Source organism: Streptomyces sp. NPDC014656 (assembly GCF_043084305.1).
Taxonomy (GTDB): Bacteria; Actinomycetota; Actinomycetes; order Streptomycetales; family Streptomycetaceae; genus Streptomyces.
Genome location: NZ_JBIBZN010000013.1, coordinates 34,163 through 60,042, shown reverse-complemented (window position 1 = coordinate 60,042; position 25,880 = coordinate 34,163). Strand labels below are relative to the sequence as shown.

Here is a 25,880-nt window from a genome sequence, read left to right as displayed (position 1 = left end):
CGTAGGGGGCCTTTCACCACCATGAGCGTTGTCACCAACACGACCACCATCGGCGCGATCGAGGCGCCGAGCCGCCGCAACACCGAGCTGGCGCTGCTCGCCTTCGCCGTCGCGATCCCGGTGTTCGCGTACCTCAACGTGGGGCTCGCGCTGGACGGCGAGGTGCCCTCCGGCATGCTCGGCTACGGGCTCGGCCTCGCGCTCCTCGCGACCGTCGCCCACCTCGTCGTCCGCAAGTGGGCGCCGTACGCGGACCCGCTGCTGCTGCCGCTCGCGACCCTGCTCAACGGCATGGGCCTGGTGCTGATCTGGCGGCTGGACCAGTCGCCGCGGCTGATCTCCCTGGCGAAGCGCAGCTACGGGGCCTTCAGCCCGTCCGCGCCGAACCAGATGATGTACTCGGCGATCGGCATCGCCATGTTCGTGGGCGTGCTGCTGCTGCTCAAGGACCACCGGGTCCTCCAGCGGTACACGTACATCTCCATGGTCGTGGCGCTGGTGCTCCTGCTGCTGCCGCTGGTCCCCGGCCTCGGGACGGACGTCTTCGGCGCCAAGATCTGGATCCGCATCGGCGGCTTCTCGATCCAGCCCGGTGAGTTCGCCAAGCTCGTCCTCGCCGTCTTCTTCTCCGGCTACCTGATGGTGAAGCGGGACGCGCTGGCCCTGGCCAGCCGCCGCTTCATGGGGCTCTACCTGCCGCGCGGCCGTGACCTCGGCCCGATCCTGACGATCTGGGCGGTCAGCCTCCTCATCCTGGTCTTCGAGAACGACCTCGGCACCTCGCTGCTGTTCTTCGGCATGTTCGTGATCATGCTCTACGTGGCGACCGAGCGGACCAGCTGGATCGTCATGGGTCTGCTGATGGCCGTCGCGGGCGCGGTGGTCGTCGGTTCCACGGCGAGCCACGTGCAGTCCCGCGTGGCGGCCTGGCTCGACCCCTTCGAGTGCCTCAAGACGGCTCCCGAGGGCTCGAACATGGCGTACGCCTGTGACCAGATGACGCAGGTGCTGATGTCCTTCGGCTCCGGCGGCATCCTCGGCACCGGCCTCGGCCAGGGCAACTCCGACCTCATCCAGTTCGCCGCCAACTCCGACTTCATCTTCGCCACCGTCGGCGAGGAGCTCGGTCTGACCGGCGTGATGGTCTTCCTGCTGCTGTACGGCCTGATCATCGAGCGCGGCATCCGCACCTCCCTCGCCGCCCGCGACCCCTTCGGCAAGCTGCTCGCGATGGGCCTCTCCGGCGCCTTCGCGCTGCAGATCTTCGTCGTCGCCGGCGGTGTGATGGGCCTCATCCCGCTCACCGGCATGACGATGCCGTTCCTCGCGTACGGCGGTTCGTCCGTGATCGCCAACTGGGCCCTGATCGGCATCCTGATCCGGATCAGCGACACCGCGCGCCGTCCGGCGCCCTCCCCCGCACCGAATCCCGACGCCGAGATGACCCAGGTGGTCCGTCCGTGAACAAGCCGCTGCGCCGGGTCGCGATCTTCTGCGGCCTGCTCGTCCTCGCCCTGCTCCTGCGCGACAACTGGCTCCAGTTCGTCCGTGCCGACGAGCTGAACGCCAACCCCAAGAACCGGCGCATCCAGATCGAGCGCTACTCGAACGAGCGCGGCAACATCATCGTCGACGGCAAGCCGATCACCGGCTCCGTCGACTCGGGCGACAAGTTCTACAAGTTCAAGCGGACCTACGCGGACGGCCCCATGTGGGCCCCGGTGACCGGTTACGCCTCGCAGGCGTACGACGCCAACCAGATCGAGAAGATCGAGGACGGCATCCTCACCGGCAACGACGACCGGCTCTTCTTCGACCGCACCCTCGCCATGTTCACCGGCGAGAAGAAGAAGGGCGGCGACGTCGTCACCACCCTCAACGGCGCCGCGCAGAAGGCCGCCTTCGAGGGCCTGGGCAACAACACGGGTGCCGTCGTCGCGATCGAGCCGTCGACCGGCAAGATCCTGGCGCTCGCGTCCACCCCCTCGTACGACCCGGCCTCCTTCGCCGGCTACTCCGACAAGGACGAGAAGGCCTGGGTCGGGCTGGAGAAGGACAAGAACAAGCCGAAGCAGAACCGCGCCCTGCGCGAGATCTACCCCCCCGGCTCGGTCTTCAAGGTCGTGACGGCCGCCGCCGCGCTGGAGTCCGGCAAGGTCAAGGACATCGACGCGGCGACCGACACCCCCGAGGGCTGGAAGATCCCGCTCTCCACGCTGCCGATGAAGAACCACTCGGGCGGCTGTGCCAACGCCAGCCTCAACGAGGCGCTGCGGGTCTCCTGCAACTCGGTCTTCGCCAAGCTCGGCGACGACGTCGGCGTCGAGAAGATGAACGAGATGGCGGAGAAGTTCGGCTTCAACGCCGAGCAGTTCACCCCGGTCCGTTCCGCCGCGTCGGTCTACGACAAGAAGGCCGACCGCGGTGGCAACGCGCTCTCCTCGATCGGCCAGTTCAACACCGCGACCACCCCGCTCCAGATGGCGATGGTCACGGCGGCGATCGCGAACGACGGCAAGCTGATGAAGCCGTACATGGTCGACCAGCTGCGCGCGCCGAACCTGGACGTGATCAAGCAGAACGAGCCGGAGCAGATGAGCCAGCCCGTCTCGCCGGAGAACGCCCAGAAGCTCCAGGCCATGATGGAGAACGTCGTCTCCAAGGGCACCGGCGCCAAGGCCGACCTGAACATGAACGGCGTGAAGGTCGGCGGCAAGACCGGTACCGCGCAGCACGGCGAGAAGAACGCCAAGCGGCCCTACGCCTGGTTCATCTCGTACGCCAAGACCGACCAGGGTTCCCCGGTCGCCGTCGCCGTGATCGTCGAGGACGCCGAGGGCGTCGGCCGTGAGGACATCAGCGGTGGCGGTCTCGCCGCGCCGATCGCGAAGGCGGTCATGAAGGCGGTCCTGAAGAGCCGCGGCTGATCTTGCGAAGGGCCGGTGCCCGCCAGGTACCGGTCACGTATCAGCTGCCCTCCGCGCGTGGTGCGGCTCTTCGGGGCCGGTACCGTATGCGCGGACAGCACACACCGCCGGACCACCCCAGGGTGCGGTCGGGACAGACGGAGAGGGCTGGATTAGCTATGGAAGAGCCGCGTCGCCTCGGCGGCCGGTACGAGCTGGGCTCGGTGCTCGGCCGTGGTGGCATGGCCGAGGTGTACCTCGCCCAGGACACCCGGCTCGGTCGCACCGTCGCCGTGAAGACGCTGCGGGCCGACCTGGCCCGTGACCCGTCCTTCCAGGCCCGGTTCCGCCGCGAGGCACAGTCCGCCGCCTCCCTGAACCACCCGGCGATCGTCGCCGTCTACGACACCGGCGAGGACTACGTCGACGGGGTCTCCATCCCCTACATCGTGATGGAGTACGTCGACGGCTCGACCCTCCGCGAGCTGCTGCACTCGGGCCGCAAGCTGCTGCCCGAGCGCACGCTGGAGATGACGGTCGGCATCCTCCAGGCGCTGGAGTACTCGCACCGCGCCGGCATCGTGCACCGCGACATCAAGCCCGCGAACGTGATGCTGACCCGCACCGGCCAGGTCAAGGTCATGGACTTCGGCATCGCGCGCGCCATGGGCGACGCGGGCATGACCATGACGCAGACGGCCGCGGTCATCGGCACGGCCCAGTACCTCTCCCCGGAGCAGGCCAAGGGCGAGCAGGTCGACGCCCGCTCCGACCTGTACTCCACCGGCTGCCTGCTGTACGAACTCCTCACCGTCCGGCCGCCGTTCATCGGTGACTCTCCCGTGGCCGTCGCCTACCAGCACGTCCGGGAAGAGCCGCAGCCGCCGAGCAACTTCGACGCCGAGATCACGCCCGAGATGGACGCCATCGTCCTCAAGGCGCTGGTCAAGGACCCCGACTACCGTTACCAGTCCGCCGACGAGATGCGCGCGGACATCGAGGCGTGCCTCGACGGGCAGCCGGTCGCGGCCGCCGCGGCGATGGGCATGGCGGCCCCGGCGTACAACGGCTACGGATACCCGCCGGAGGACCAGGCGACCACCGCGCTGCGGCAGGCCGACCCGGTGGGCCAGACCTCGATGATGCCGCCGGTCCCGCCGGACGGCGGGGGCTACGGCGGGTACGACGGCTACGACGACCGTCCGGACCGCCGGCGCGGCGGGCAGAAGAAGTCGAACGCCTCGACGATCCTGCTGGCGCTCTGCGGCGTCCTGGTGCTGGTCGGCGCGATCTTCATCGCCCGCTACCTCATGGACACCAACGACACCCCGCAGCAGACGCTGGTGCCCCCGCTGGTCGGCCAGACCATGGAGGAGGCGAAGCGGTCCGCGACCAACGCCCAGGTGCAGGTCGCGGAGGCGGGCAAGGAGCGCTGCGACCAGCCCACGGGCGCGATCTGCCGCCAGGACCCGGCCGCCGACGGCGCCGGCAAGATGGCGGTCAACGACACGATCCAGGTGTGGGTCTCCGAGGGCGCGCCGCTCGTCGAGGTCCCGGACGTCCAGGAGCAGTCGCTCCAGCGGGCCAAGGAGACCCTGGAGGGCAAGGGCTTCAAGGTCAAGGTCGAGGAGGAGGAGTCCGAGGAGGACCCCGGCACCGTGCTGCGGCAGAACCCGCAGAACGGCACCAAGGCCGAGAAGAACTCCGAGGTGACCCTCACCGTCGCCAAGCAGAAGCTGACGCAGCTGCCGGACGTTCGGAACCGCGACATCAGCCTGGCGCTCCAGCAGCTGAACGGCCTCCAGTTCACCAACGTGAAGCAGGAGGAGGTCGACAGCGACCAGCCGAAGGGCATGGTGCTGGAGCAGAACCCGGCGGGCCCGAGCAACCAGCCGCTGGACGTCGAGATCACGCTGAAGGTCTCCAAGGGCCCGCAGGTGACTCCGGTCACGATCCCCGGTGACCTGGCCGGCAAGACGCTGAAGGAAGTCCGGGACTGGTTCCAGAGCCAGGGCGTCTCGGTCGTGGTGGCCGGTGTCGACAAGGACGACGCCCGCGTCGTGCAGTCGGCTCCCGCCGGCGGGCAGACGGTCAACAAGGGCGGTTCGGTCACCCTGTTCACCGCGGACGTGGGCGGCGGCAACCCGGGCGGCAACGGCGGCCAGCCGGGCGGCGGCGGCGACAACAACGGTGACAACAACGGCGAGAACAACATCGGCGGCTGGTTCGACTAGCGGGCCGCCCCCGCGCGCGACGCGGAAACGGAGAGCCCCGGAGTCCTTCGCAGGACTCCGGGGCTCTCTCCTTGTGCGCGTCCTCCTCAGCGGAGCTCGGCCGGCGGGGTGCGGTCCGCGTCGACCTTCTCCGTGCGGGCCAGCTCTCCCCAGACGATGTACCGGTAGTCCGAGGTGTACATGGGGGTGCAGGTGGTGAGGGTGATGTACCGGCCGGGCTCGGTCCTGCCGGACTCCTCGGGGACGGGCTGGAGGACGTCCACGTTGTACTTCGTGGTCTCCGGGAGGGTCTTGTAGACCTTGTAGACGTACCAGGTGTCCTTGGACTCGAAGACGATCGGATCGCCGTTCTTCAACTTGTGGATGTTGTGGAACTTGGCGCCGTGGCCGTCCCGGTGCGCGGCGAGGGTGAAGTTGCCCTCCTTGTCCTGCGGGAGCGCCGACTTGACCGGCTCGGTGTAGTAGCCGGCGACGCCGTTGTTGAGGATCGAGCTGCCGGTGCCCCGCTTCACCAGGATCTCGTCGCCGCCGAAGGCGGGGACGTGGAGGAAGCCGAGCCCGCCCTTGGTGTCGAGCGCCCCGGGGCCCGGGTCGGCCCATTCGCCGCGGATCTGCGCGCCTTCCTTGTCGGCGGCACGGTCGGCGAGCACGTTCGTCCACCACAGCGAGTAGACGACGAAGAGCCCGAGCACGAGGCCGGCTGTGATGAGGAGTTCACCGAAGACGCTGATGAGCCCGGCGATCCGGTTGCGCGCACGTGACACTGGGTCGGCCCTCGTCCCTTCTGGAGGTGTGGGGTCTCAGCGTCTCTGATCAGCCGAGCGGCCCCATCCGAACCGTAGGGTCCGGTATGGGTGCTGTCCACCTGGGTGAGGAGGCGTGGGCGTGGAGGTGGAACCCCGCGCCCGGCGCTGCCCCTTGTGGTCGATGCCGGCCGGTGCCGGGTGTGCTGATCGTGGTCACGCCCTGGTGCCGGTGGGCTGCGCGGGGCGGTGGGTGCGGGGCCGGTGGGGCCGGTCTTGGAGCGGTCCGACCGGGCAGCCTCGGGGAGGGCGGTGTTGAGGTTCGACCGGCGCTGCGAGGCGTGCCGGATCTCCTCCGCCAGCCGTTCCGCCTTGCTGTTCAGGGTGGGGTCGGCGAGCGGCGCGTAGTGGTCGGACTGTCGGACTTGGAGCGCAGGTGCTCGCCGATACGGCGGAGCCGGTGCTGTTTGGCCGGCACACCACCGGCCCGGAACTGTCCGCCCGCCCCGAGCGCGGTGATCCGCCCGTCGCCGTGGAGCCGGACGGCGCCCGCGCTGAGGAGGGTGTTCAGGCCCCGGTCCACCCCGAGTGCGACCGCGTGCCCGGCGCGACGGGCCTTGGGTACGGGGTGACGGGGTGGGTGTGGGCGAGGTCGCCCCGGATTCTCCCGGCCTCGGTGCGCAGGGCGGGAAGGTGGAGCACCGCGTTCGCGGGCACCGTGGGCGGCAGCGTGATCGGGCGGGCCACCCAGGTCCAGTCCGCGTACGTCCGCGGAGCCGGCCGGGTCGGAGGCCGGATCCGCAGCAGCCCTCGATGTCCGCCCTCGGAGCGCTCGATCGTGGCCTGCTGGCCGCCGCACGCGGCGAGCAGCAGCATCCGGCCCAGGCGACGCAGCGCCATCCACGCCTTCGCCGGCAGCCCCCGGCCATCCGCTTCCACACCCGAGGCCAGCGCGTCCACGTCGGCGGCGTTCCCATGCTCCGACAGCAGCGCACCGGTCATCCCGGCCGCCAGATCGGCACGCCGGCCCAGACGTTCCGCGAGAACGGTGGGCGTGAGGACTTCGCCGGTCCTCTCCACCACTCCCCCCCGCCGGCGGTGCCGTCATCAGATCGACGACGCCATCGGGGAGAGGTCGCCTGTTCGATGCAGGAACCTGCGAACGACACGGGTCACGCTCGCCAGAGATCGCGAGGAGGGCACTTCAGCCCACGAGCGCGGTCGGCTTCCCCTTGCTGCGCGGGCGTTCCTCGACCAGCTTTCCCCAGACGATCATGCGGTAGGTGCTGGTGAACTCGGGCGTGCAGGTGGTCAGGGTGATGTAGCGGCCGGGTCCGGTGAAGCCGGAGCCCTTGGGGACGGGGTCGATGACGGAGATGTTCGAGGGCTCGGTCTGCGGGAGGATGCTCGCCATCTCGTAGGTGTAGTACGCGTCCTGGGTCTCGACCACGATCGGGTCGCCGGGCTTGAGGCGGTTGATGTAGCGGAACGGCTCGCCGTGGGTGTTGCGGTGGCCGGCGACCGCGAAGTTGCCCTGCTTGTCGGCGGGCATGGCGGTCTTGAGCTTGCCCTCGCCGTAATGGCCGACCATGCCCTTGTCGAGGACCTTGGGCTTGCTGATGCCCTCGGCGACGGGGACGACGACGTCCAGCTTGGGGATGTACATGATGGCGAAGCCCTCGCCGGGGGCGAAGACGTCCGGCTTGCTCTCGCCCTTGGCCCAGGTGTCCTCGATCTTCTCCTTGGCCTGGTTGGTCTCCTGGCCGGCGAGGACGTTGGTCCACCACAGCTGGTAGGCGACGAAGAGCAGCATGACGACGCCGAGGGTGATGAACAGCTCGCCGACGACGACGCCGACGCTGTCCTTGGCCGCCTTGGCCTCCCGGGCGGCGCGGCGGGCCTCGACCCGCGAGAGGGGCCGGCCGGCGGGGGTACCGGGGGCCGGTCCCGCGGCCGGGCGGCCCTTGCCGCGGCCCTGCTTCGCGGCGGCCCGGCGGCGCTCGGCCCGTCCGGGCCCGGGAAGGGGCTCCACGGGCGCCGGGGCCTCCTCGGCGACCTGGGGGAGCTCCCGCGTCCCCTCGGCCCCGTACGGCTCGCTCATGGGCTCGTGGACGGCTTCCTGGGGCGCCGCGTGCGGGACCTCGTGGACGGGAGCCGCGGTCTCGTAGCCGTAAGCGGGCCCGGGGCCGTGGTCGTACGAGCTCCCGGGAGCGGTCTCGTACGAGGTCCCGGCGCCGCTCTCGTACGAGGTCCCGGGTGCGGTCTCGTAGGGGGCTCCGGCGTCGTGCCCGTACGGCTGCCCGGCAGGGTACGGATACGGGTACGGGCCCTGCTGCTCATAGCCGTACGGGCCCTGCTGCTGGTGGTCGTACGGAGCCTGCTGTTCGTGGCCGTACGGAGCCTGCTGTTCGTGGCCGTACGGGTCCCGCTGTTCGTGGCCGTGGGGTCCGGGTCCGTGTTCCTGGGGTATCGGCTCGGCGCCGGGCTGCTCGGAGGCCCGGAACCACGGCGAGCCCGTGGTCACGCGAGGGCCTTGCCCACCACCGGCGCGAGACCCGCCGACCGGCCGACCGCTCCCTCGTCTCCGCACCGCGTCAGCCAGTTGGCGAGCATCAGGTGGCCGTGCTCGGTGAGCACCGACTCGGGGTGGAACTGGACGCCTTCGACGGGCAGTTCGCGGTGGCGGAGGCCCATGATGATGCCGTCCTCGGTCCGCGCGGTCACCTCGAGCTCGGCGGGCAGGTCGGCCGGCTCGGCGGCGAGCGAGTGGTAGCGGGTGGCCGTGAACGGCGAGGGGAGGCCGGCGAAGACGCCCTTGCCGTCGTGGACGACGGGCGAGGTCTTGCCGTGCAGCAGCTCGGGGGCGCGGTCGACGACGCCTCCGTAGGCCACGGCCATCGACTGCATGCCGAGGCAGACGCCGAAGACCGGCACCCCGGTGGCGGCGCAGTGCCGCACCATGTCGATGCAGACGCCGGCCTGCTCGGGGGCGCCGGGGCCGGGCGACAGCAGCACGCCGTCGAAGCCGTCCTGGGCGTGGCTCAGCTCCACCTCGTCGTTGCGGAGCACCTCGCACTCGGCACCGAGCTGGTAGAGGTACTGCACGAGGTTGAAGACGAAGCTGTCGTAGTTGTCGACGACGAGAATTCGCGCGCTCACTGGCCGTCCACCGTCACATCGTTGAACGGAAGCAGGGGCTCCGCCCAGGGGAACACGTACTGGAAGAGGACGTAGACGGTCCCGAGGACCAGTGCGAGGGAGATCAGCGCCCGCACGAACGCGTTCCCCGGCAGGTGCCGCCAGATCCAGCCGTACATGACGTCGTCGCCCCTTCCGTTCGTTACGGGCACCAGAGTACGGGTCGGTGGCGCCCTCGGGGGGAAGCTGTCCGAAGCCTGTGGACAACCGCCGGCGGGTGGTCCGCCCGGCGGGCTACGCGGCGGGCCTGGCGTGGTGGAGGTCGACCGCGCCGGTGTAGCCGGGGAGGGTCACGTCCTTGTGGTCGTCGACCTTCCAGCCGAGCCCGTAGGCCTTCACGTACAGCTGGTAGTTCTGGAGCGCCGGGGAGTTCGCGAGGGCCTTGTCGAGCTTCCCCCGGTCACCGATGGCGGTGATCTTGTAGGGGGGCGAGTAGACGCGGCCCTGGAGGATCAGGGTGTTGCCGACGCAGCGGACCGCGCTGGTGGAGATGAGCCGCTGGTCCATGACGCGGATGCCCCGGGCGCCGCCCTCCCAGAGGGCGTTGACGACGGCCTGGAGGTCCTGCTGGTGGATGACCAGGTCGTTGGCCTGGGGCTCCGGGTAGCCGGGCGCGGCCTGGGCGCCGGGCGGGGCGTCGTCGAGCGTGACGGTGAGGCCGGTGCCGGAGATCTCGGTGGTGCCGGCGGCGGCCTCCAGGGCCTTCAGGCGGCGGTCCTCGGCCGCCGTCGAGCCGTCGTCGCGGGCGGCGAGGGAGTCGACCTCGCCGCGCAGGGCGGCGGTGGACTCGTCGAGGCCGGCGTTCTTGTGGCTGCGTTCCTCGATGAGGTCCGAGAGCCTCAGCAGGGAGGCGTCCGTGCGGATGTTGGTGCCCTTGGCGGTGTTGAAGCTGGTCACGAAGAGCAGGCCCGCGAGGGCGAAGACGGCGAGGGTGAGGAGCCGGACGGGGCGCCAGCGGGTGGCCCGGTCCGGTCCGGCCGGGGGTTCGCCCGGAGTGCCGGCGGAATTGCTCAACGTACCCTGATCCCCTTCTGCGCCGCGGAACCACTACGCTAACGGACGCCCGGGGGGCGCAGTCGACCTGCTACGTCACATCCCGGCGACAGCCACAGTTCCCTGCGCGGTCACGCAGCGCATCGACAGGAGAGTCCCTCGTGCCGAAGTCACGGATCCGCAAGAAGGCCGACTACACGCCCCCGCCGGCGAAGCAGGCCGCCAACATCAAGCTGACGAACCGCAGCTGGGTCGCCCCGGTGATGCTGGCCCTGTTCGCCATCGGTCTGGTGTGGATCGTGGTCTTCTACGTCACCGACGGTTCACTTCCGATCGAGTCGATCCGGAACTGGAACATCGTGGTCGGCTTCGGCTTCATCGCCGCCGGGTTCGGTGTCTCCACACAGTGGAAGTGAGCGGTTTAGCGGCGCTTATCGGGTCCGCCCGCCTGCCGTCAAGCTCACCCCAGAGTTTATCCACAGCGTTGTGCACAGCACTGGATAACTTAAGAAGATCTGTGGATAACTCGCACCGGGTTGACACCGGTATGACTGCGATCGGCTTTCCACAGCAGAGCTGAGCCCCCTGCCTCCCGGGAGAAATCCCAGGTCAGAGGCAGGGGGCTTACTCGTTTTCCGTAAGGTGGGGAGAACTTGCCCACGCTGTGGATAACTCTGGGGAAAGCTCACTTCCCCAGCTCATCCACAGACCTGTGTACTCAGGTGAGCGCGAACGTGCGGCCCGCCACGACGCCCACGTCGATCAGCAGCAGTAGTCCACAGGCGCCGTACTGGATCAGCTCCCGGCGGGACCGGGGCGCCCGGACGAACACGTACGTCACCAGCGCGCCGGCCACCAGTCCACCCACGTGCGCCTCCCAGGAGATCCCCGGACGGGTGAACGTCATCAGCAGGGACAGGGCCACGAAGAGAGCCACCGGCCGCATGTCGTGACGCCGCCGCCGGGCCAGCACCGCCCAGGCGCCGATGAGGCCGTAGACGATCCCCGAGGCGCCGAGCGAGGGCTGGTTCGGCGCGGCGACCACATAGGCGAGGACGGAGCCGGAGAGGCCGGAGAGCAGGCACAGCAGCGCGTACCGGGACCGGCCCAGCTCGGGCTCGACGATCCCGCCGATCACCCACAGGCCGAGCAGGTTGAAGAGGATGTGCCACGGCTCCTGGTGCAGGACCGTGGAGGTGAGCAGCCGGTACCACTCGCCGGCCGCGACCCCGAACGGCTCTGCGAGCACCGGGTCGAAGAAGCCGATCAGATAGAGCTCGTCGACGAACCGGTCGCCGAGGACCAGCACCAGGCCGTAGACCAGGACGCAGACCCCGATGAGGATCTTGGTCACCAGCCGGTCGTCGGTCCTGACCCGGCCGCCCGCGAGCGTCCTGGCCTGGTTGGCGTCGGCCGCGTGCCCGGTGCCCGAGCCGCCGCGGACGCAGTCGGGGCACTGGAAGCCCACGGAGGCGGAGATCATGCACTCCGGGCAGATGGGCTTCTCGCAGCGGGTGCAGCGGATGCCCGTCTCGGTGCCGGGATGGCGGTAGCAGTGCGGCGTTCCGGACTGCGTGTCCATGGGCGGGGTCCCGTCCTTCCCGGTCAGCGCTGCTCGATCACCACGGACTCGACCACGACGTCCGTCAGCGGCCGCTGGGTCTGCGCGTCGGTGGGGACCTTCGCGATCGCGTCCACGACCGCCCGGCTCCTGGGGTCCACGACCTCGCCGAAGATGGTGTGCTTGCGGTTGAGCCAGGTCGCGGGGCCGACCGTGATGAAGAACTGCGAGCCGTTGGTGCCCGGCCCGGCGTTGGCCATCGCCAGCAGGTACGGGCGGTCGAACCACAGCTCGGGGTGGAACTCGTCCGGGAACTCGTATCCGGGGCCGCCCGTGCCGGTGCCCAGCGGGTCGCCGCCCTGGATCATGAAGTCGCCGATGACCCGGTGGAAGACCGTGCCGTCGTAGAGGGGGTCGGTGGAGACCCGTCCGGTGGCCGGGTGGGTCCACTCGCGTTCGCCCGAGGCGAGTTCGGTGAAGTTCCGCACCGTCTTCGGCGCGTGGAACGGCAGCAGGCGCACCTCGATGTCGCCCGCGCTGGTCTTGAGGATCGCGTACGGCATGGCCACGGTCCGCCTTCCCTCCCTGGTCGTGCGTCACGCCGCGGAACGGATCGCCTCACGCGTCCGCGGCCCTGGCGAGTCGATCCTCGCATGCCGGAGCGGCCCCGAACGGCCCGTTCGCATCCCCCGCATGCCCCGGATGCCAGCCCCGCATGCCGGACTTCGTCCCGGCAGGCATGATGCCGAAAAGGATGGAAAGGCGAAAAACCGACATCGCTCGCCACCGAGGAGGAGGAACCCGTGACTCGCATGGACAGCGTGCGCGCCGCTACGGATTCGGCGAAGGAAAGCGTCCTGCACGCCGCGGACGCGGTGGCGCCGTACGCCGGCACGGCCAAGGACCAGGCCGCGCACTATGCGCACGAGGCGCGGGTGCGGCTCGCACCCAAGGTGTCGAGTGCCGCTCGGCAGGCACGCGCGCAGGCGCGGGTGCAGTACGCGGCGTACGTGGCGCCGCACGTGCCGCCGCGGGTCGACGACGCCGCGCATCGCGCCGCGGCTCGGACCCGCTCGGTCGCCCATCAGGTGGCCGACTACACCGTTCCGCGTGTCGAGCACGCGGTCGCCGCGACCGGTCCCGTCCTGGAGGAGGCCGGGTCGCGTTCCACTGCCGCCTGGGCCGCGTTGCGCGGTCAGGTGACGCCGGACGACGTCCGGAAGATCGTGAGGAAGCAGGAGCGCCGGGCCAGGGCCGGGCGTCTCGTCAAGGGGCTCGCCGTGCTCGGCGTGCTGGTCGGCGGCGCGGTCGCCGCCTGGAAGTGGTGGGACAGGCAGGCCAACCCCGACTGGCTGGTCGAGCCGCCGGCTCCCACGGAGGTGGACGAGGGCTCGGGCATGCCGTCCGCGTCGGACGGGCTCTCGGGCGATCGGGCCGAGGCCGGTGCGCGGGTGGTCGCGGAGTCCGGGAGCGTCACGGAGTCCGGGACCGAGGTCGGGAGCGTGTCCGGGATCGAGCCGGAGCCTGAGCCTGAGCCGGGGGCCGGGTCCACGGAGCCGGACGAGCGCCGCTGATCGGCGGCCGGTCCGTTCATCCCGTTCATCCCGTTCGGGCCGTCCATCCGGTTCGAGCCATTCAGGCCGTTCAGTTCCTTGAGGCCGTTCAGTTCCTTGAGGCCGTTCATCCCGTTCGGCCGGTCGGTTCCGGACAGCCGGTCCGTTCCGGACGGGTCGGGTGCGGGGAGGGAGGCGTCGCGCTCTCTCCGCACCCTAGGCGGCCGTCGCGAGCGCCAGCCGGGTCAGCGTGGCCGGGTCGTTCGCGAGCGGCTCCGTGGCGGCGGAGCGGAGGGTGCGGGCGGCGGGCGAGGAGCCGTGCGCCTCGGCGCCGATGCGCTGCTTGATCGTGGGCGGCAGCGAGCCCCGGCGGACGGGCGCCCAGGGCTCCGCCCGCCTCTGCGCCACGACGGTCGCGGTGCGCTCCGCGGACGTACGGGCGAGGGGAGCGGCCGGCTCCTCGGGCTGGGTCACGGGGGCCTGGCCGTGGGCGGCGGCGGGGGCCGCCAGGCCGACGGAGGCGAGCAGGGCGAAGAGGACGGAGATGAATGCGGTCCAGAACTGCTTGACCTTGGCGGTGGCCATGGCCCCTCACTTTCGTGTGTTCGGCGTTCGACGGGCGCGTACGGAAAGGGATCCCCGCGCTCCCCGAACGGATCTGTCCGGGTTGCGCGCTTTACATACCTTTCTCATGATGTGTACGCACGCCGGGATCCGGCGGAGCGACGCCGCGGCCGCGCAGTTCTTCCGATGAACACCACCCGTCCGGCTCAGCGCCCGGGCGGCGCCCCTAGCTCAGCCGGCGCTTGAGGCAGCCGCTGAGCGGGGCCTCGACCAGCCGGTACACCAGGTACGACAGCACCAGCATCCCGGCCGTCGTCGCGCCGACGAGGACCCACGGGTGGACGCCCCGGGCCGAGAAGTGGCCGAAGACCTCCCAGCCGATGAACTCGTGCAGCAGGTAGAGGGGGTAGGTCAGCGCCCCCGCGACGGGCAGCCAGCGCCACTGGACGCCGGACAGCTTCCCTGTCGCGATCAGCGCCATGAGGCCGAAGATGACGGCGAGGACCGCGATCACCGGCCAGCGGGCCTGCCCTCCGACGCGGGAGACGTGCTCGAACTGCTCCACGGCGGGCGCGAGGGAGACGCAGAAGGAGAAGCCGACGATGCCGAAGAGGAGCAGGTTCGGGCGGAAGCGGTACATCAGGTAGAACGCCGTCCCGGCGATGAAGAACCAGCTGTGCTCGGGCATGACCAGGGTCCTCAGCGGCCCGGGACCGGCCTCGGTGACGAGGAGCGAGACGGCTCCCCAGACGCAGCAGAAGAGGACCACCCGCCGGTACGTCAGGCCGATCCCGACGAGGACGGCGAAGAGCAGGTAGAAGCGGATCTCCGCGAAGAGGGTCCAGTAGACCGCGTCCACGGGCCGGACCCCGAGCGGCTCCTGGAGCATGGTCAGGTTGGTGAGGACGTCGTACCCGGGGAGGCGCTGCCGCTCGCCCGGGATCAGGGCGAGGGTGACCGTGGTCGCGAGCACGGCGAACCAGTAGGCCGGGTAGAGCCGCACGACGCGGGAGACGAAGAAGGCCTTCAGCGGCCGGTCCCAGGCGCTCATGCAGATGACGAAGCCGCTGATCACGAAGAAGAGCTGGACGCCGAGGTAGCCGTACGAGGAGAAGCGGGAGACCCCGGGGAAGACCTCCTGGGCGGGGCGGTCCCAGGCCGCCGCGCCCAGGGCCGTGTAGTGGTAGGCGACGACCATGAGCGCGGCGCCGAGGCGGAGCCCGTCGAGGACGTACAGCCGCCCTCGCTTCCGCGAGGACGACGACGGGACCGGCGACGGGAGCGGCGACGGGGCCGGCGACGGGTCCGGGGACGGTTCCGGGGACGGGGACGGCGGGGCGGACCGCGGCTCCTGGCTCGCCGCTCGGTCCGCGGACGGCGCGGACTGCACCACGTTCGACACTCGGGAAGACCCCCACCTCGACATCGCCATCGCGCCACCCCGGGGCGGGCGGCGTCGGCGCGGAGCCGACCTCGGAAAGGCCGTGGATCACCACAAGGCGTGAACCTCGTGATTCAGAACTCGACAACCCTCTGACGACCCGGCACGCAGCAGTCGCCTGCCCCGGATCCCGCCCGCGACTTAGTGATCCGCGTCACACCCCGTCACAGCCGTCGCCCGCCCGGTGTCTTGAGGTCGAACCCCTGGAGGGGCCGGTACGGGACGAGGGAGAGACACCATGAGCGGGAACACCGAAGTGGTCGTGATCGGCGGCGGGTACGCCGGAGTCATGGCGGCCAACCGACTCACCGGGCGCGACGACGTGACCGTGACCGTGATCAACCCCCGTCCGTCGTTCGTCCCCCGCCTCCGCCTCCACCAGGTGGTCGGCGGCAGCCACTCCGGCGTGGTCCGGTACGAGGAGGTGCTGGCGGAGCGCGTCCGGCTGGTCGTCGGCTCCGTGGCCCGGATCGACGTCCACGCGCGCGTGGTCGTCCTGGAGTCGGGTGCCACGGTCGGCTACGACCGCCTGGTCTACGCGGTCGGCTCCACCGGCGCCCGGCCGGAGGTCCCCGGCGTGGCCGAGCACGCCCACCAGGTCGCCGAGCTGGAGTCGGCCGAGCGGCTGCGGACCGCCGTCGCCGCCCTGCCGGCCGGGGTCCCGGTCACCGTCGTCGGCGCCGGCCCGACCGGCATCGAGACCGCCGCCGAGCTCGCCGAGGGCGGCCGTCCGGTGACGCTGCTCTGCGGCGGGGTCCTCGGCCCCTACCTGCACCCCAGGGTCCGGCGGTCGGCCGCCCGCCGGTTCGCCGCGCTCGGCGTCACCGTGCTCGACGGCCCCGGCAGCAGGGTCACCGAGGTGACGGCGGAGGCCGTCCGCCTCGCCGACGGCCGCACGGTGACCGGCGGCCTCACCGTCTGGACCGCCGGCTTCGGCGTCCCGGACCTGGCCGTCCGCAGCGGGCTGAGCACCGACGCCGCCGGACGGCTGCTCACCGACGAGACCCTCACGAGCGTCGACGACGAGCGGATCGTCGCGGCCGGGGACTGCGCGGCCCCCTCGGACCTGCCCTTCCGGATGAGCGCCTACGTCGCCGGCTGCCTCGGCGCGCACGCCGCCGACACGGTGCTGGCCCGGATCGCGGGCGAGCGCCCCGCGCCGGTGGACATGGCGTTCAACGCGATGTGCCTCAGCTTCGGCCGCGGGACGGCGATTTTCCAGATCGCGCACAAGGACGACCGGGCGATGCGACTCTACGTCGGCGGGCGTGCGGGGGCGAGGCTCAAGGAGCTGGCCTGCACGCTCAGCGTCAAGCACCTGACCGAAGAGGCCCGCAAGCCCGGTGCGCACTCCTGGCCCAAGGGCGGCGAGCACCGGCCGCGGCGGCTGCGGGAGCGCGCGGTCCGCACGACGGACACCGCCGCGCGCGCGGTCTGACCCGGCGGACCGAGAAACGGGGAGACGGAACATGACCGGCGAACACACCACGGACCCGGCGACGGACGCCTTCGTCGCCCACCGGAACCTGCTCTTCACGGTGGCGTACGAGATGCTCGGCTCGGCGGCCGACGCCGAGGACGTCCTCCAGGAGACCTGGCTCCGCTGGACCGGCGTCGACCTGGAGCAGGTCCGCGACCGGCGGGCGTACCTCGTCCGCATCACCACCCGCCAGGCCCTCAACCGGCTGCGGACCGTACAGCGCCGCCGCGAGGCGTACGTCGGCCCCTGGCTGCCGGAGCCGCTGCTCACCGCGCCGGACGTGGCCGAGGACGTCGAGCTGACCGAGTCGGTGTCCATGGCGATGATGCTGGTCCTGGAGACCCTCACCCCGACCGAACGGGCCGTCTTCGTCCTGCGCGAGGTCTTCGAGGTGGGGTACGAGGAGATCGCGGCGGCCGTCGACAAGACCCCGGCGGCCGTCCGCCAGATCGCCCACCGCGCCCGCCGGCACGTCGACGCCCGGCGTCCCCGCACCACGGTCTCGGCCCGTGAGGCGCGGGCGGTCGTGGACTCCTTCCGGCAGGCGCTGGAGACCCGCGACCCGCAGGACTTCCTGGCCCTGCTCGCCCCCGACGTCGTCCTCGTCAGCGACGGAGGCGGGATCAAGCGGGCCGCGCTGCGCCCGGTCGTCGGCGCCGACAAGGTGACCCGCTTCTACCTCGGCGGCTCCCTCAAGCACGACGCCACGGTCACCACCGAGCCGACCGTCGTCAACGGCGCCCCGGCGCTCGCCGTGCTCCTCGACGGCGAGCTGGACGGCGTGATGGCGCTGCGCGTCGAGGACGGCCGGATCAGCGGCCTCTACTACGTCCGCAACCCCGAGAAGCTCACCCACGTCATGGCCGAGACCTCCCTCACCCTCCACTGACGCCCTCCCGCCCCCGGAAAGGACCCGGATGACACCCGGACCGAACCCCGTGACCGCGAAGCCCGTGACCGGGACCCCCGTGACCGGGGCCCCCGCGACCGCCCGGCCCGGCACCGCCTTCCACCGGACCGTCAGGGCCGCGGTCGCCCTCCAGACCCTGGCCCTCTTCTTCCAGGCGGGCACGGCCGGGGCCCTGCTCGTCTCCTCGCGGGGCGCGCTCCTCCACGACGTCGGCTCCCGGGTGATGTACGGCGCCTCGATGCTCTACGTGGTGGCCGCGGTGGTGGCCTGGCGGCCGGGCGGCGGCAGCCCCCGGCCGATCGCGTACGCCTCCGGCCTGCTGGTCCTCGCCTCGGTGCAGGTCGCCCTGGGCGTCGCCCACCTGCCGGCGTTCCACGTGCCGCTGGGCGTCGCGATGGTCGTCCTCAGCACCCTGGACCTGGCCCGCACCCTGACGGGTCCGGCCGGGACGCGGGCGCGCGAGGAGCCGCCACGGACCGCGTGACCCACGCGAAAAGCCCCTCCGCGCTGCGTACCCGCAGTTCGGAGGGGCTTTTCCTTCCGGTGGAGCCTAGGGGAGTCGAACCCCTGACATCTGCCATGCAAAGACAGCGCTCTACCAACTGAGCTAAGGCCCCGGAACGAGGACAGCGTACCGGTTCTCCCCCTGTCCCGGGCAAAAGGAGGGGACTCCCGAGGAACGACCACGCTCCGTAAGATGCTGACCGAGGTTCGCAGTGGCGAACCGCAGGGATGGGGAGAAGTGATGGACGCAGCGCAGCAGGAAGCCACGGCAAGAGCCAGAGAGCTTCAGCGCAGTTGGTACGGGGAGCCGTTGGGGGCGCTCTTCCGCCGGCTGATCGACGACCTCGGGCTCAACCAGGCCAGGCTGGCCGCCGTGCTCGGGCTCTCCGCGCCCATGCTGTCCCAGCTCATGAGCGGCCAGCGCGCCAAGATCGGCAACCCGGCCGTGGTCCAGCGCGTCCAGGCCCTCCAGGAGCTCGCCGTGCAGGTCGCCGACGGCAGCGTCAGCGCCGCCGAGGCCACCGACCGCATGGACGAGATCAAGAAGTCCCAGGGCGGCTCCGTCCTGACCGGCACCAGCGGCCAGACCACCAACGGATCCGGCGCCCCGACCGTGCGCCGCGTGGTCCGCGAGATCCAGTCGCTGTTGCGCTCCGTGGCCGCCGCGGGGGACATCATCGACGCCGCCGACTCCCTCGCCCCGGCCCACCCGGAACTGGCAGAGTTCCTCCGGGTGTACGGCGCCGGCCGCACCGCCGACGCGGTCGCCCACTACGAGGCGCACCAGAACTGACACGGCACACGCACGACTGACGACGGACGACGGGGAGCGGGCGCAGCGCGATGGGTGAGGTCTTCGCCGGCAGGTACGAACTGATCGACCCCATCGGGCGGGGCGGGGCCGGCGCGGTCTGGCGCGCCTGGGACCACCGCCGGCGCCGCTACGTGGCGGCCAAGGTGCTCCAGCAGAGCGACGCCCACACGCTGCTCCGCTTCGTCCGGGAGCAGGCGCTGCGGATCGACCACCCGCACGTCCTCGCCCCGGCCAGCTGGGCCGCCGACGACGACAAGGTCCTCTTCACGATGGATCTGGTCTCCGGCGGCTCCCTCGCCCACGTCATCGGCGACTACGGCCCGCTGCCGCCCCGCTATGTGTGCACCCTCCTCGACCAGCTGCTCTCGGGCCTGGCGACGGTGCACGCGGAAGGCGTCGTCCACCGGGACATCAAGCCGGCCAACATCCTGATGGAGGCCACCGGCGCGGGCCGTCCGCACCTGCGCCTGTCGGACTTCGGCATCTCGATGCGCAAGGGCGAACCCCGGCTCACCGAGACCAACTACGTGGTGGGCACGCCCGGTTACTTCGCGCCGGAGCAACTCCTGGGCGCCGAGCCCGACTTCACGGCGGACCTGTACGCCGTCGGCCTGGTCGCGCTCTATCTGCTGCACGGCACCCGGCCGGACTCGCAGGCCCTGGTGGAGCACTTCCTGGCCCATGGCACCCCGCCCGCGCCCGCCACCGTCCCGGAGCCGCTGTGGCAGGTGCTGGCCGGGCTGCTCCAGCCCGATCCGCAGGCCCGCTTCCGGACGGCCACGGGCGCCCGGAAGGCGCTGAACGCCGCCGTGGAGACGCTGCCCGAGCCGGAGGCCGGCGAGGAGCGGGTGGAGATCTCCGACCAGATCGGTCCGCTGCCGGCCGGCTTCGGCCCCGAGGGCCCGGCCGTCCGCCCGGTCCAGGACGCCCCGCCGCCGGTCCAGGACGCCCCGCAGGCCCCTCACACCCCGCAGGCCCCGCAGGTCCCGGCCGCCGCGCCCGCCCCCGTACCGCCCGCGCCGGCGTCCGTGCCCCAGGCGTACCGGGAGCCGTACCAGGCCCCCCAGAGCAATCCGTACCAGCAGTACCAGCCGGTGCCCGCGGCCTCCGAGACGGGCAGCTTCCATCTGCCCCCGCCGGTCGCCCATCCCGTGCCCCCCTTCGGTCCCTCCGCTCCGCACTCCCCTACGAATCCATACACCGCCCAGCCCGGCCGGGTTCCCGTCCACCACCCCGAGCCGACCCTGACGTCGTCCCCGGAACGACGTCCGGGACCGCCCCCGAAGGTGGCGGTCCCGGTACTGCTCCTCGCGCTGGTGTCGCTCGCGGTCGGCTTCTGGGCGCTGACCCAGGTCTGAGTCAGCGGGCCGCCCTGCGGGCCAGCAGCGTCCAGGCGCCGAGGCCGACCAGCAGGACGGTGCCGAGGCCGAGGCCGCCCGCCGCGACGGCCACCATCGTGGAATCGGTGGCGGCCGCCGCGCCCGTCGCGCCGTTCTTCGCGGCCTCCCTGTCGTCGGAGGTCACCTGGAAGACGCCGGGGTCGCCGTCGTACCCGGGGCCCGGCTTCCTGTCCCCCCGGACGATGGTCCGCAGGACCAGCGGCACCGGCTGGTCGCCGTACTCCTGGGCCATCTCCGGGCTGAGGGTGGCGGTGAGGTAGTACCAGCCGGCGAACCGCATGCCGCTCGTGGCGGTCTCGTACGAGGAGCGGTTCCTGTGGTCGACCGGCCGCTGCGGGTCGAGGGCGACCGTGGCGGGATCGCCGCTGAAGTTGACCGTCCGGAGGTCGACGAAGCCGCGCGCCGGGTTGTCGAGCCCGAGCGCGAGCGCGTAGCTCACCGAGTCGTCGCCCGCGTCGCTGCTGCCCAGCTCGGCACTGGCGAACAGCTGCTGGCCCCAGTCGAGGGGCACCCGCCAGAAGAGCGTCTGGCCGGGCCGGATGCTCGCCCGCCACTCGCCCGTGTCCAGGGAGACGGCGTCGTGGAAGCCGTTGCCGCCCTGGCGCTCCCTCGGCTCGCCGGCGACCGGGGCGGGCGTCCCCGAGGGCCAGGCGTCGGGCAGCTTGTCCGGGCCGTTCTGCTTCAGCAGCGGCTCGGTGACGTGCTGGAGCTCCAGTTCCCAGTCGTCCGGGGCGGAGGCGGCGTCCGACTCGCGCTCGACGACCGCGTAGTACGTGCCGGCCTCCTGGCAGGAGGAACCGTCCGGGTGGACGATCCGGCGCGCGTAGCCGGCCAGCGGCCGGACGTACTCGCCGGACCCGAAGTTGACGTCCTGGTAGCCGCAGTCGGTGCCTGAGCCGTCCTGGATGGTGATCTTGAAACCGTCGCCGTAGGCGACCTTCCCGCCCGGCTCGGGGACGGCGACCGCGGAGACGTACGAGTTCCTCAGCGTGTCCAGATTGAGCCGGTAGTAGAGCTTGCCGTCCTTCTTGAGGGTGTCCCGGTAGGTCTTGCCGGGCTCCAGCACCGACGCCAAGGCGCTGGAGGAGGCGCCCGCGATCCGCCGCGCCCCGGGGTCGAAGGAGTACGCGGGCGGGGGAGCGCCCTCGGCCGCCGACGCGGGCAGGGCGGTGAGCGTGCCCACCGCGGCAGCGGCCGTGAGGAGCGCCGCGACCTTCCGCGTCCCGGCCGCGGTCCTCCCCCGACGTCCGGTCCCGTCCCCCGCCGTGGCCCCCGCCTGCGTGCTCACGCGCTTCCCCTCGTCGTGTACGTCACCGTGCCCCGCCGCCGGCCGCCAGGGCCGCCGTGCCGGACCATCCTGCCCCGCTCGCGCCCCCGGTGTCCGCACCGGGGGCGGATTCGTCCCCGCCCTTCGCGCCCTCGGAGGCCGCCACGCGCGCGTGGCGCCCGTGGCGGGCCGTGGCGGCCCCTCGGGCGGCCTCGCGGAGGGAAAAGGCGCTGGAAGTGGCTCCCGGTCGTGAGGGCGGCCACGGCGGCCTCGAAGCCCGACGCGGTCGAGCACCCGCCGCGGCCGAGCACCCGTCACGAGGGCTCCGCCGGGCGCGGTCCCGGTGCCTCCGGCCGCCGTCGAGGGGATCCGCCCGCGCACGCTTGCCCGCGGTTTCGCTCACGCAATCCGGTGATTCGCTTCGGTGAACTCAGGGGCTTCGCGTCACGACGGGGAGCGGCCCGCGCCGCACGGGCCCGCACCAGGGCCGGAAACGCCGAGGTCCCGGCCGCGCGGTGCGCGCGGCCGGGACCTCGGTTCTCAGCTGGGGTGGGTCTCAGACACCGGAGCCGGACGGGACCGAGTCGGTCGCCTCCGTCCACAGGTCCTGCTCGGCGCGATCCGCCTGGATCTGGCGGTACACGAGGAGCCCGCCGATGGCGGCCAGTGCGACCAGGAGCAGCTTCTTCACCGCGCGACCTCGTCTTTCGTTGACGTAGGAGACTTCTGACGCCCACTCTACACATCGACCGATACCGATCGGTGACCTGTACGAGCGCCAAACCTCACACAACGAAATCGACCCGGACGGTGGAACCGTCCGGGTCGATCACTTCTGTGGGGCTAACAGGATTTGAACCTGTGGCCTCATCCTTATCAGGGATGCGCTCTAACCAACTGAGCTATAGCCCCGCCGCGCTTTGCGGTGTGTGTCCCGCGCGCTGACTCCTGAAGATTAGCGCACGTGGGGGCCAGTCCCAAAATCGCCCGGGCCGAAGGCCCCGGGAGACGCGCGGTCCGGCCCCCGGGCGCGCTACTCGTCCTCGGCGAGCGTGAGCTCGACGCCGCCGACGAAGCCGGCGGACAGGTTGTAGATGAACGCGCCGAGGGTCGCCAGCGCCGTCATCAGGACCACGTCGATCACCGCGATCACCGAGGTGAACATCAGGACCCTCGGCAGCGACAGGAAGGACTGCAGGTCGAAGCCGTTGGACTCGTTCGAGCCCGTGGCCTCGCTGATCGTCCCGCCGACCGTCGAGAAGACGCCCATGGCGTCCATGACCATCCACAGCACGGCCGCCGCGACGACCGTGCAGATGCCCAGCGCGATGGAGAGCAGGAAGCTCACCTTCATGACCGACCACGGGTCGGCCTTCGCCACCCGCAGCCGCGCCTTGCGGGTGCGGGGCGTGGTGCGTGCCCCGGTCCGCGGCCGGCGCACGGCTCCGGTGTTGCCGCCCCGCGCCTGGCCGGCCGGCGCCGGAGCGCCGTACGCCTGCGGCGGGTGGTACGGGCCACCCTGCTGCTGCGCGCCCTGGCGCTCGCCCGGCAGAGCCCCGTTGTAGGCCTCGTAGGGGGGCTGCTGCCCCCGAGTGTCCGTCACCGCACCCCCCTGGGAGTCCGTGGCCGAGCCACGGGCGCCGTACGCTCCAGCACCTGCAGAAGCTCCGGCAGCCGACGATCCGGCGCCCGTGGCTCCACTCACGCTCTACTCCTCGTGATCCCCGGCCGAGGGCTCCGTGCCCTCGACCGATGCCTCGGCCTCGGCTGCCTCGAAGGCACCCTCGGCGTCGTCGACCTCTTCGTCCTCGCTGCCGGCCTCGGCGTTCCGTGCGATGCCGACGACGGCATCGCGCTTGCCCAGATTGATCAGCTGGACGCCCATGGTGTCACGGCCGGTCTCCCTGACTTCGCTGACTCGCGTGCGAATCACACCGCCGGAGAGCGTGATGGCGAGGATCTCGTCGGTCTCCTCGACCACCAGCGCGCCCACGAGCGAGCCGCGGTCCTCCACGATCTTGGCGGCCTTGATACCGAGGCCGCCGCGGCCCTGGACGCGGTACTCGTCGACGGGGGTGCGCTTGGCGTACCCGCCGTCCGTCGCGGTGAAGACGAACGTACCGGGCCGGACGACATTCATCGAGAGCAGTTCGTCGTCCTCGCGGAAACTCATGCCCTTGACGCCCGAGGTGGCGCGGCCCATCGGGCGCAGCGCGTCGTCCGTGGCGGTGAAGCGGATCGACTGCGCCTTCTTGGAGATCAGCAGCAGGTCGTCCTCGGCGGAGGCCAGCTCGGCGCCGATCAGCTCGTCGGCGACGCCTTCGGCGCCGTTGTCGCGCTCGCGCAGGTTGATCGCGATGACGCCGCCGGAACGCGGCGAGTCGTAGTCCTTCAGCGCGGTCTTCTTCACCAGGCCGGAGCGGGTGGCGAGGACCAGGTAGGGCGCGGCCCCGTAGTCGCGGATCGCCAGGATCTGGGCGATCTGCTCGTCCGGCTGGAAGGCCAGCAGGTTGGCCACGTGCTGGCCGCGCGCGTCCCGGCCGGCGTCCGGCAGCTCGTACGCCTTGGCCCGGTAGACCCGGCCCTTGTTGGTGAAGAAGAGCAGCCAGTGGTGGGTGGTGGAGACGAAGAAGTGGTCGACGATGTCGTCCTGCTTCAGCTTCGTCCCGCGCACGCCCTTGCCGCCGCGCTTCTGCGAGCGGTAGTCCTCGGTCTTCGTCCGCTTGACGTAGCCGCCGCGCGTGATGGTGACGACGATGTCCTCTTCGGCGATGAGGTCCTCGATGGACATGTCGCCGTCGAAGGGCACCAGCTTGGAGCGCCGGTCGTCGCCGAACTTGTCGACGATCGCGGCCAGTTCCTCGCTGACGATGATCCGCTGCTTCTCGGGCGAGGCGAGGATCGAGTTGTACTCGTTGATCTTCGCCTGGAGCTCGTCGTGCTCGGCGATGATCTTCTGGCGCTCCAGGGCGGCGAGCCGGCGGAGCTGCATCTCCAGGATCGCGTTGGCCTGGATCTCGTCGATCCGGAGGAGGCCCATGAGGCCCTCGCGGGCGACCTCGACCGTGTCGCTGCGCCGGATGAGGGCGATGACCTCGTCGATCGCGTCGAGCGCCTTGAGGAGGCCGCGCAGGATGTGGGCGCGCTCCTCGGCCTTGCGCAGCCGGAACTTCGTCCGGCGGACGATGACCTCGATCTGGTGCGTCACCCAGTGGCGGATGAACGCGTCCAGGGAGAGGGTGCGCGGCACCCCGTCGACGAGCGCCAGCATGTTGGCGCCGAAGTTCGTCTGGAGGTCGGTGTGCTTGTACAGGTTGTTGAGGACGACCTTGGCGACGGCGTCCCGCTTGAGCACGATGACCAGGCGCTGGCCGGTCCGGGACGAGGTCTCGTCGCGGACGTCGGCGATGCCGCCGATCTTGCCGTCCTTCACCAGGTCGGCGATCTTCTGCGCGAGGTTGTCCGGGTTGACCTGGTAGGGCAGCTCGGTGACCACCAGGCACTGGCGGTTCTGGATCTCCTCGACCTCGACGACCGCGCGCATCGTGATGGAGCCGCGGCCGGTGCGGTACGCCTCCTCGATGCCCTTGCGGCCGACGACGAGCGCGCCGGTGGGGAAGTCGGGGCCCTTGATCCGCTCGATGAGCGCGTCGAGGAGCTCCTCGTGGCTGGCCTCGGGGTGGGCCAGGTACCACTGGGCGCCCTCGGCGACCTCGCGGAGGTTGTGCGGCGGGATGTTGGTCGCCATGCCGACCGCGATGCCGGCGGAGCCGTTGACCAGCAGGTTCGGGAACCGGGCCGGGAGGACCGTCGGCTCCTGGTTGCGGCCGTCGTAGTTGTCCTGGAAGTCGACGGTCTCCTCGTCGATGTCCCGGACCATCTCCATCGACAGCGGCGCCATCTTGCACTCGGTGTAGCGCATGGCGGCGGCCGGGTCGTTGCCCGGGGAGCCGAAGTTGCCGTTGGAGTCGACGAGCGGCATGCGCATCGACCAGTGCTGGGCGAGGCGGACGAGCGCGTCGTAGATGGAGGTGTCGCCGTGCGGGTGGTACGTACCCATGACGTCGCCGACGACGCGGGCGCACTTGTAGAAGCCCTTCTCGGGCCGGTAGCCGCCGTCGTACATCGCGTACAGCACGCGCCGGTGGACGGGCTTGAGGCCGTCGCGGACGTCGGGCAGCGCGCGGGACACGATGACGGACATCGCGTAGTCGAGGTACGAGCGCTGCATCTCGGTCTCGAGCCCGACGGGCTCGATCCGCAGCTGCGGGCCCTCTTCGTCGGTGGTCACGGGGGGGTTCTCGTCGGCCAT

At 71.2% G+C, this 25,880-nt stretch carries 25 protein-coding genes and 2 tRNA genes; 10 read left to right on the top strand and 17 right to left on the bottom strand.

Features of this window, described 5'->3' with window-relative positions:
* Nucleotides 1–21 precede the first annotated feature (21 nt).
* The 3 genes from ACF1ED_RS26700 (at nucleotide 22) to pknB (ending at nucleotide 5,140) form a co-directional block, all read left to right on the top strand.
* Nucleotides 22–1,464, top strand: coding sequence for an FtsW/RodA/SpoVE family cell cycle protein (locus ACF1ED_RS26700; protein ID WP_043222782.1), 1,443 nt, complete (start codon nucleotides 22–24; stop codon nucleotides 1,462–1,464).
* On the top strand, nucleotides 1,461–2,927 hold the full coding sequence (locus ACF1ED_RS26695; RefSeq protein WP_391764587.1) for a peptidoglycan D,D-transpeptidase FtsI family protein: 1,467 nt from the start codon (nucleotides 1,461–1,463) through the stop codon (nucleotides 2,925–2,927). The genes ACF1ED_RS26700 and ACF1ED_RS26695 overlap by 4 nt, the downstream gene beginning before the upstream one ends.
* 158 nt (nucleotides 2,928–3,085) lie before the next feature.
* Nucleotides 3,086–5,140, top strand: coding sequence for a Stk1 family PASTA domain-containing Ser/Thr kinase (gene pknB / locus ACF1ED_RS26690; RefSeq protein WP_391764585.1), 2,055 nt, complete (start codon nucleotides 3,086–3,088; stop codon nucleotides 5,138–5,140).
* Nucleotides 5,141–5,226: 86 nt separating this feature from the next.
* Here pknB and ACF1ED_RS26685 read toward each other — a convergent pair whose 3' ends face one another.
* The 7 genes from ACF1ED_RS26685 to ACF1ED_RS26655 form a co-directional block, all read right to left on the bottom strand.
* Entirely contained in the window at nucleotides 5,227–5,904 is a 678-nt protein-coding gene (locus ACF1ED_RS26685; RefSeq protein WP_391764583.1) for a class E sortase, read from the bottom strand.
* Nucleotides 5,905–6,262: 358 nt separating this feature from the next.
* Nucleotides 6,263–6,466 carry a hypothetical protein gene (locus tag ACF1ED_RS26680; protein ID WP_391764581.1) on the bottom strand — a complete coding sequence of 68 codons (204 nt, stop codon included), beginning with the start codon at nucleotides 6,464–6,466 and terminating at the stop codon, nucleotides 6,263–6,265.
* Nucleotides 6,451–6,885, bottom strand: a complete 435-nt coding sequence (locus ACF1ED_RS26675) for a hypothetical protein (RefSeq protein WP_391764579.1) — start codon at nucleotides 6,883–6,885, stop codon at nucleotides 6,451–6,453. Before ACF1ED_RS26675 ends, ACF1ED_RS26680 begins: the two co-directional genes overlap by 16 nt.
* A gap of 202 nt (nucleotides 6,886–7,087) precedes the next feature.
* On the bottom strand, nucleotides 7,088–8,407 hold the full coding sequence (locus tag ACF1ED_RS26670) for a class E sortase (RefSeq protein ID WP_391764577.1): 1,320 nt from the start codon (nucleotides 8,405–8,407) through the stop codon (nucleotides 7,088–7,090).
* Nucleotides 8,404–9,042 carry an aminodeoxychorismate/anthranilate synthase component II gene (locus tag ACF1ED_RS26665; RefSeq protein WP_391764575.1) on the bottom strand — a complete coding sequence of 213 codons (639 nt, stop codon included), beginning with the start codon at nucleotides 9,040–9,042 and terminating at the stop codon, nucleotides 8,404–8,406. Before ACF1ED_RS26665 ends, ACF1ED_RS26670 begins: the two co-directional genes overlap by 4 nt.
* Nucleotides 9,039–9,233, bottom strand: a complete 195-nt coding sequence (locus tag ACF1ED_RS26660; RefSeq protein WP_158983227.1) for a hypothetical protein — start codon at nucleotides 9,231–9,233, stop codon at nucleotides 9,039–9,041. Before ACF1ED_RS26660 ends, ACF1ED_RS26665 begins: the two co-directional genes overlap by 4 nt.
* A gap of 82 nt (nucleotides 9,234–9,315) precedes the next feature.
* Nucleotides 9,316–10,095 (bottom strand): DUF881 domain-containing protein, encoded by a 780-nt coding sequence (locus ACF1ED_RS26655; protein WP_391764574.1) that lies wholly within the window; start codon nucleotides 10,093–10,095, stop codon nucleotides 9,316–9,318.
* Between the two features lie 140 nt (nucleotides 10,096–10,235).
* Between ACF1ED_RS26655 and crgA the strand changes: the two genes are divergently transcribed.
* Nucleotides 10,236–10,490 carry a cell division protein CrgA gene (gene crgA, locus ACF1ED_RS26650; RefSeq protein WP_030493743.1) on the top strand — a complete coding sequence of 85 codons (255 nt, stop codon included), beginning with the start codon at nucleotides 10,236–10,238 and terminating at the stop codon, nucleotides 10,488–10,490.
* Nucleotides 10,491–10,792: 302 nt separating this feature from the next.
* Here the strand turns inward: crgA and ACF1ED_RS26645 are convergent, their stop codons facing one another.
* Both ACF1ED_RS26645 and ACF1ED_RS26640 read right to left on the bottom strand, forming a co-directional pair.
* Nucleotides 10,793–11,656, bottom strand: a complete 864-nt coding sequence (locus ACF1ED_RS26645; RefSeq protein WP_391764572.1) for a rhomboid family intramembrane serine protease — start codon at nucleotides 11,654–11,656, stop codon at nucleotides 10,793–10,795.
* Nucleotides 11,657–11,679: 23 nt separating this feature from the next.
* Complete coding sequence (locus tag ACF1ED_RS26640) at nucleotides 11,680–12,198, bottom strand: peptidylprolyl isomerase (RefSeq protein ID WP_391764883.1); 519 nt, start codon at nucleotides 12,196–12,198, stop codon at nucleotides 11,680–11,682.
* Nucleotides 12,199–12,438: 240 nt separating this feature from the next.
* Between ACF1ED_RS26640 and ACF1ED_RS26635 the strand changes: the two genes are divergently transcribed.
* Complete coding sequence (locus ACF1ED_RS26635; protein WP_391764570.1) at nucleotides 12,439–13,209, top strand: DUF5324 family protein; 771 nt, start codon at nucleotides 12,439–12,441, stop codon at nucleotides 13,207–13,209.
* Nucleotides 13,210–13,404: 195 nt separating this feature from the next.
* Here the strand turns inward: ACF1ED_RS26635 and ACF1ED_RS26630 are convergent, their stop codons facing one another.
* Entirely contained in the window at nucleotides 13,405–13,773 is a 369-nt protein-coding gene (locus ACF1ED_RS26630; RefSeq protein WP_391764568.1) for a DUF6344 domain-containing protein, read from the bottom strand.
* Between the two features lie 205 nt (nucleotides 13,774–13,978).
* The gene (locus ACF1ED_RS26625) at nucleotides 13,979–15,154 is read right to left on the bottom strand and encodes an acyltransferase family protein (RefSeq protein WP_391764566.1); all 1,176 of its coding nucleotides are present in this window, start codon (nucleotides 15,152–15,154) and stop codon (nucleotides 13,979–13,981) included.
* Nucleotides 15,155–15,431: 277 nt separating this feature from the next.
* On the opposite strand from ACF1ED_RS26625, the gene ACF1ED_RS26620 reads away from it, so the two are divergent.
* Genes ACF1ED_RS26620 through ACF1ED_RS26610 form a run of 3 tightly spaced genes read left to right on the top strand, consistent with a single transcriptional unit; the run spans nucleotide 15,432 to nucleotide 18,067 of the window.
* Entirely contained in the window at nucleotides 15,432–16,631 is a 1,200-nt protein-coding gene (locus tag ACF1ED_RS26620; protein WP_391764564.1) for an NAD(P)/FAD-dependent oxidoreductase, read from the top strand.
* Nucleotides 16,632–16,662: 31 nt separating this feature from the next.
* On the top strand, nucleotides 16,663–17,562 hold the full coding sequence (locus ACF1ED_RS26615) for an RNA polymerase sigma-70 factor (RefSeq protein WP_391764562.1): 900 nt from the start codon (nucleotides 16,663–16,665) through the stop codon (nucleotides 17,560–17,562).
* A gap of 28 nt (nucleotides 17,563–17,590) precedes the next feature.
* Entirely contained in the window at nucleotides 17,591–18,067 is a 477-nt protein-coding gene (locus tag ACF1ED_RS26610; RefSeq protein WP_391764560.1) for a hypothetical protein, read from the top strand.
* Nucleotides 18,068–18,127: 60 nt separating this feature from the next.
* On the opposite strand, the gene ACF1ED_RS26605 is transcribed toward ACF1ED_RS26610, so the two are convergent.
* Nucleotides 18,128–18,200 (bottom strand) — tRNA-Ala (locus ACF1ED_RS26605).
* Between the two features lie 128 nt (nucleotides 18,201–18,328).
* Between ACF1ED_RS26605 and ACF1ED_RS26600 the strand changes: the two genes are divergently transcribed.
* Together ACF1ED_RS26600 and ACF1ED_RS26595 are read left to right on the top strand one after the other, a co-directional pair.
* Entirely contained in the window at nucleotides 18,329–18,880 is a 552-nt protein-coding gene (locus ACF1ED_RS26600; RefSeq protein ID WP_391764558.1) for a helix-turn-helix domain-containing protein, read from the top strand.
* Nucleotides 18,881–18,930: 50 nt separating this feature from the next.
* Nucleotides 18,931–20,259 (top strand): protein kinase, encoded by a 1,329-nt coding sequence (locus ACF1ED_RS26595; RefSeq protein ID WP_391764557.1) that lies wholly within the window; start codon nucleotides 18,931–18,933, stop codon nucleotides 20,257–20,259.
* Between the two features lies 1 nt (nucleotide 20,260).
* Here ACF1ED_RS26595 and ACF1ED_RS26590 read toward each other — a convergent pair whose 3' ends face one another.
* From ACF1ED_RS26590 to gyrA, 5 genes are all read right to left on the bottom strand, one after another.
* Nucleotides 20,261–21,589 carry a hypothetical protein gene (locus tag ACF1ED_RS26590; RefSeq protein WP_391764555.1) on the bottom strand — a complete coding sequence of 443 codons (1,329 nt, stop codon included), beginning with the start codon at nucleotides 21,587–21,589 and terminating at the stop codon, nucleotides 20,261–20,263.
* Nucleotides 21,590–22,124: 535 nt separating this feature from the next.
* The gene (locus ACF1ED_RS26585; RefSeq protein ID WP_208809277.1) at nucleotides 22,125–22,259 is read right to left on the bottom strand and encodes a DLW-39 family protein; all 135 of its coding nucleotides are present in this window, start codon (nucleotides 22,257–22,259) and stop codon (nucleotides 22,125–22,127) included.
* A gap of 147 nt (nucleotides 22,260–22,406) precedes the next feature.
* A tRNA-Ile gene (locus ACF1ED_RS26580) sits at nucleotides 22,407–22,480 on the bottom strand.
* 121 nt (nucleotides 22,481–22,601) lie between these two features.
* A complete protein-coding gene (locus tag ACF1ED_RS26575; protein ID WP_391764553.1) occupies nucleotides 22,602–23,273 on the bottom strand; it encodes a DUF3566 domain-containing protein in 672 nt (223 codons plus the stop codon).
* Nucleotides 23,274–23,276: 3 nt separating this feature from the next.
* On the bottom strand, nucleotides 23,277–25,880 hold the full coding sequence (gene gyrA, locus ACF1ED_RS26570; protein ID WP_391764551.1) for a DNA gyrase subunit A: 2,604 nt from the start codon (nucleotides 25,878–25,880) through the stop codon (nucleotides 23,277–23,279).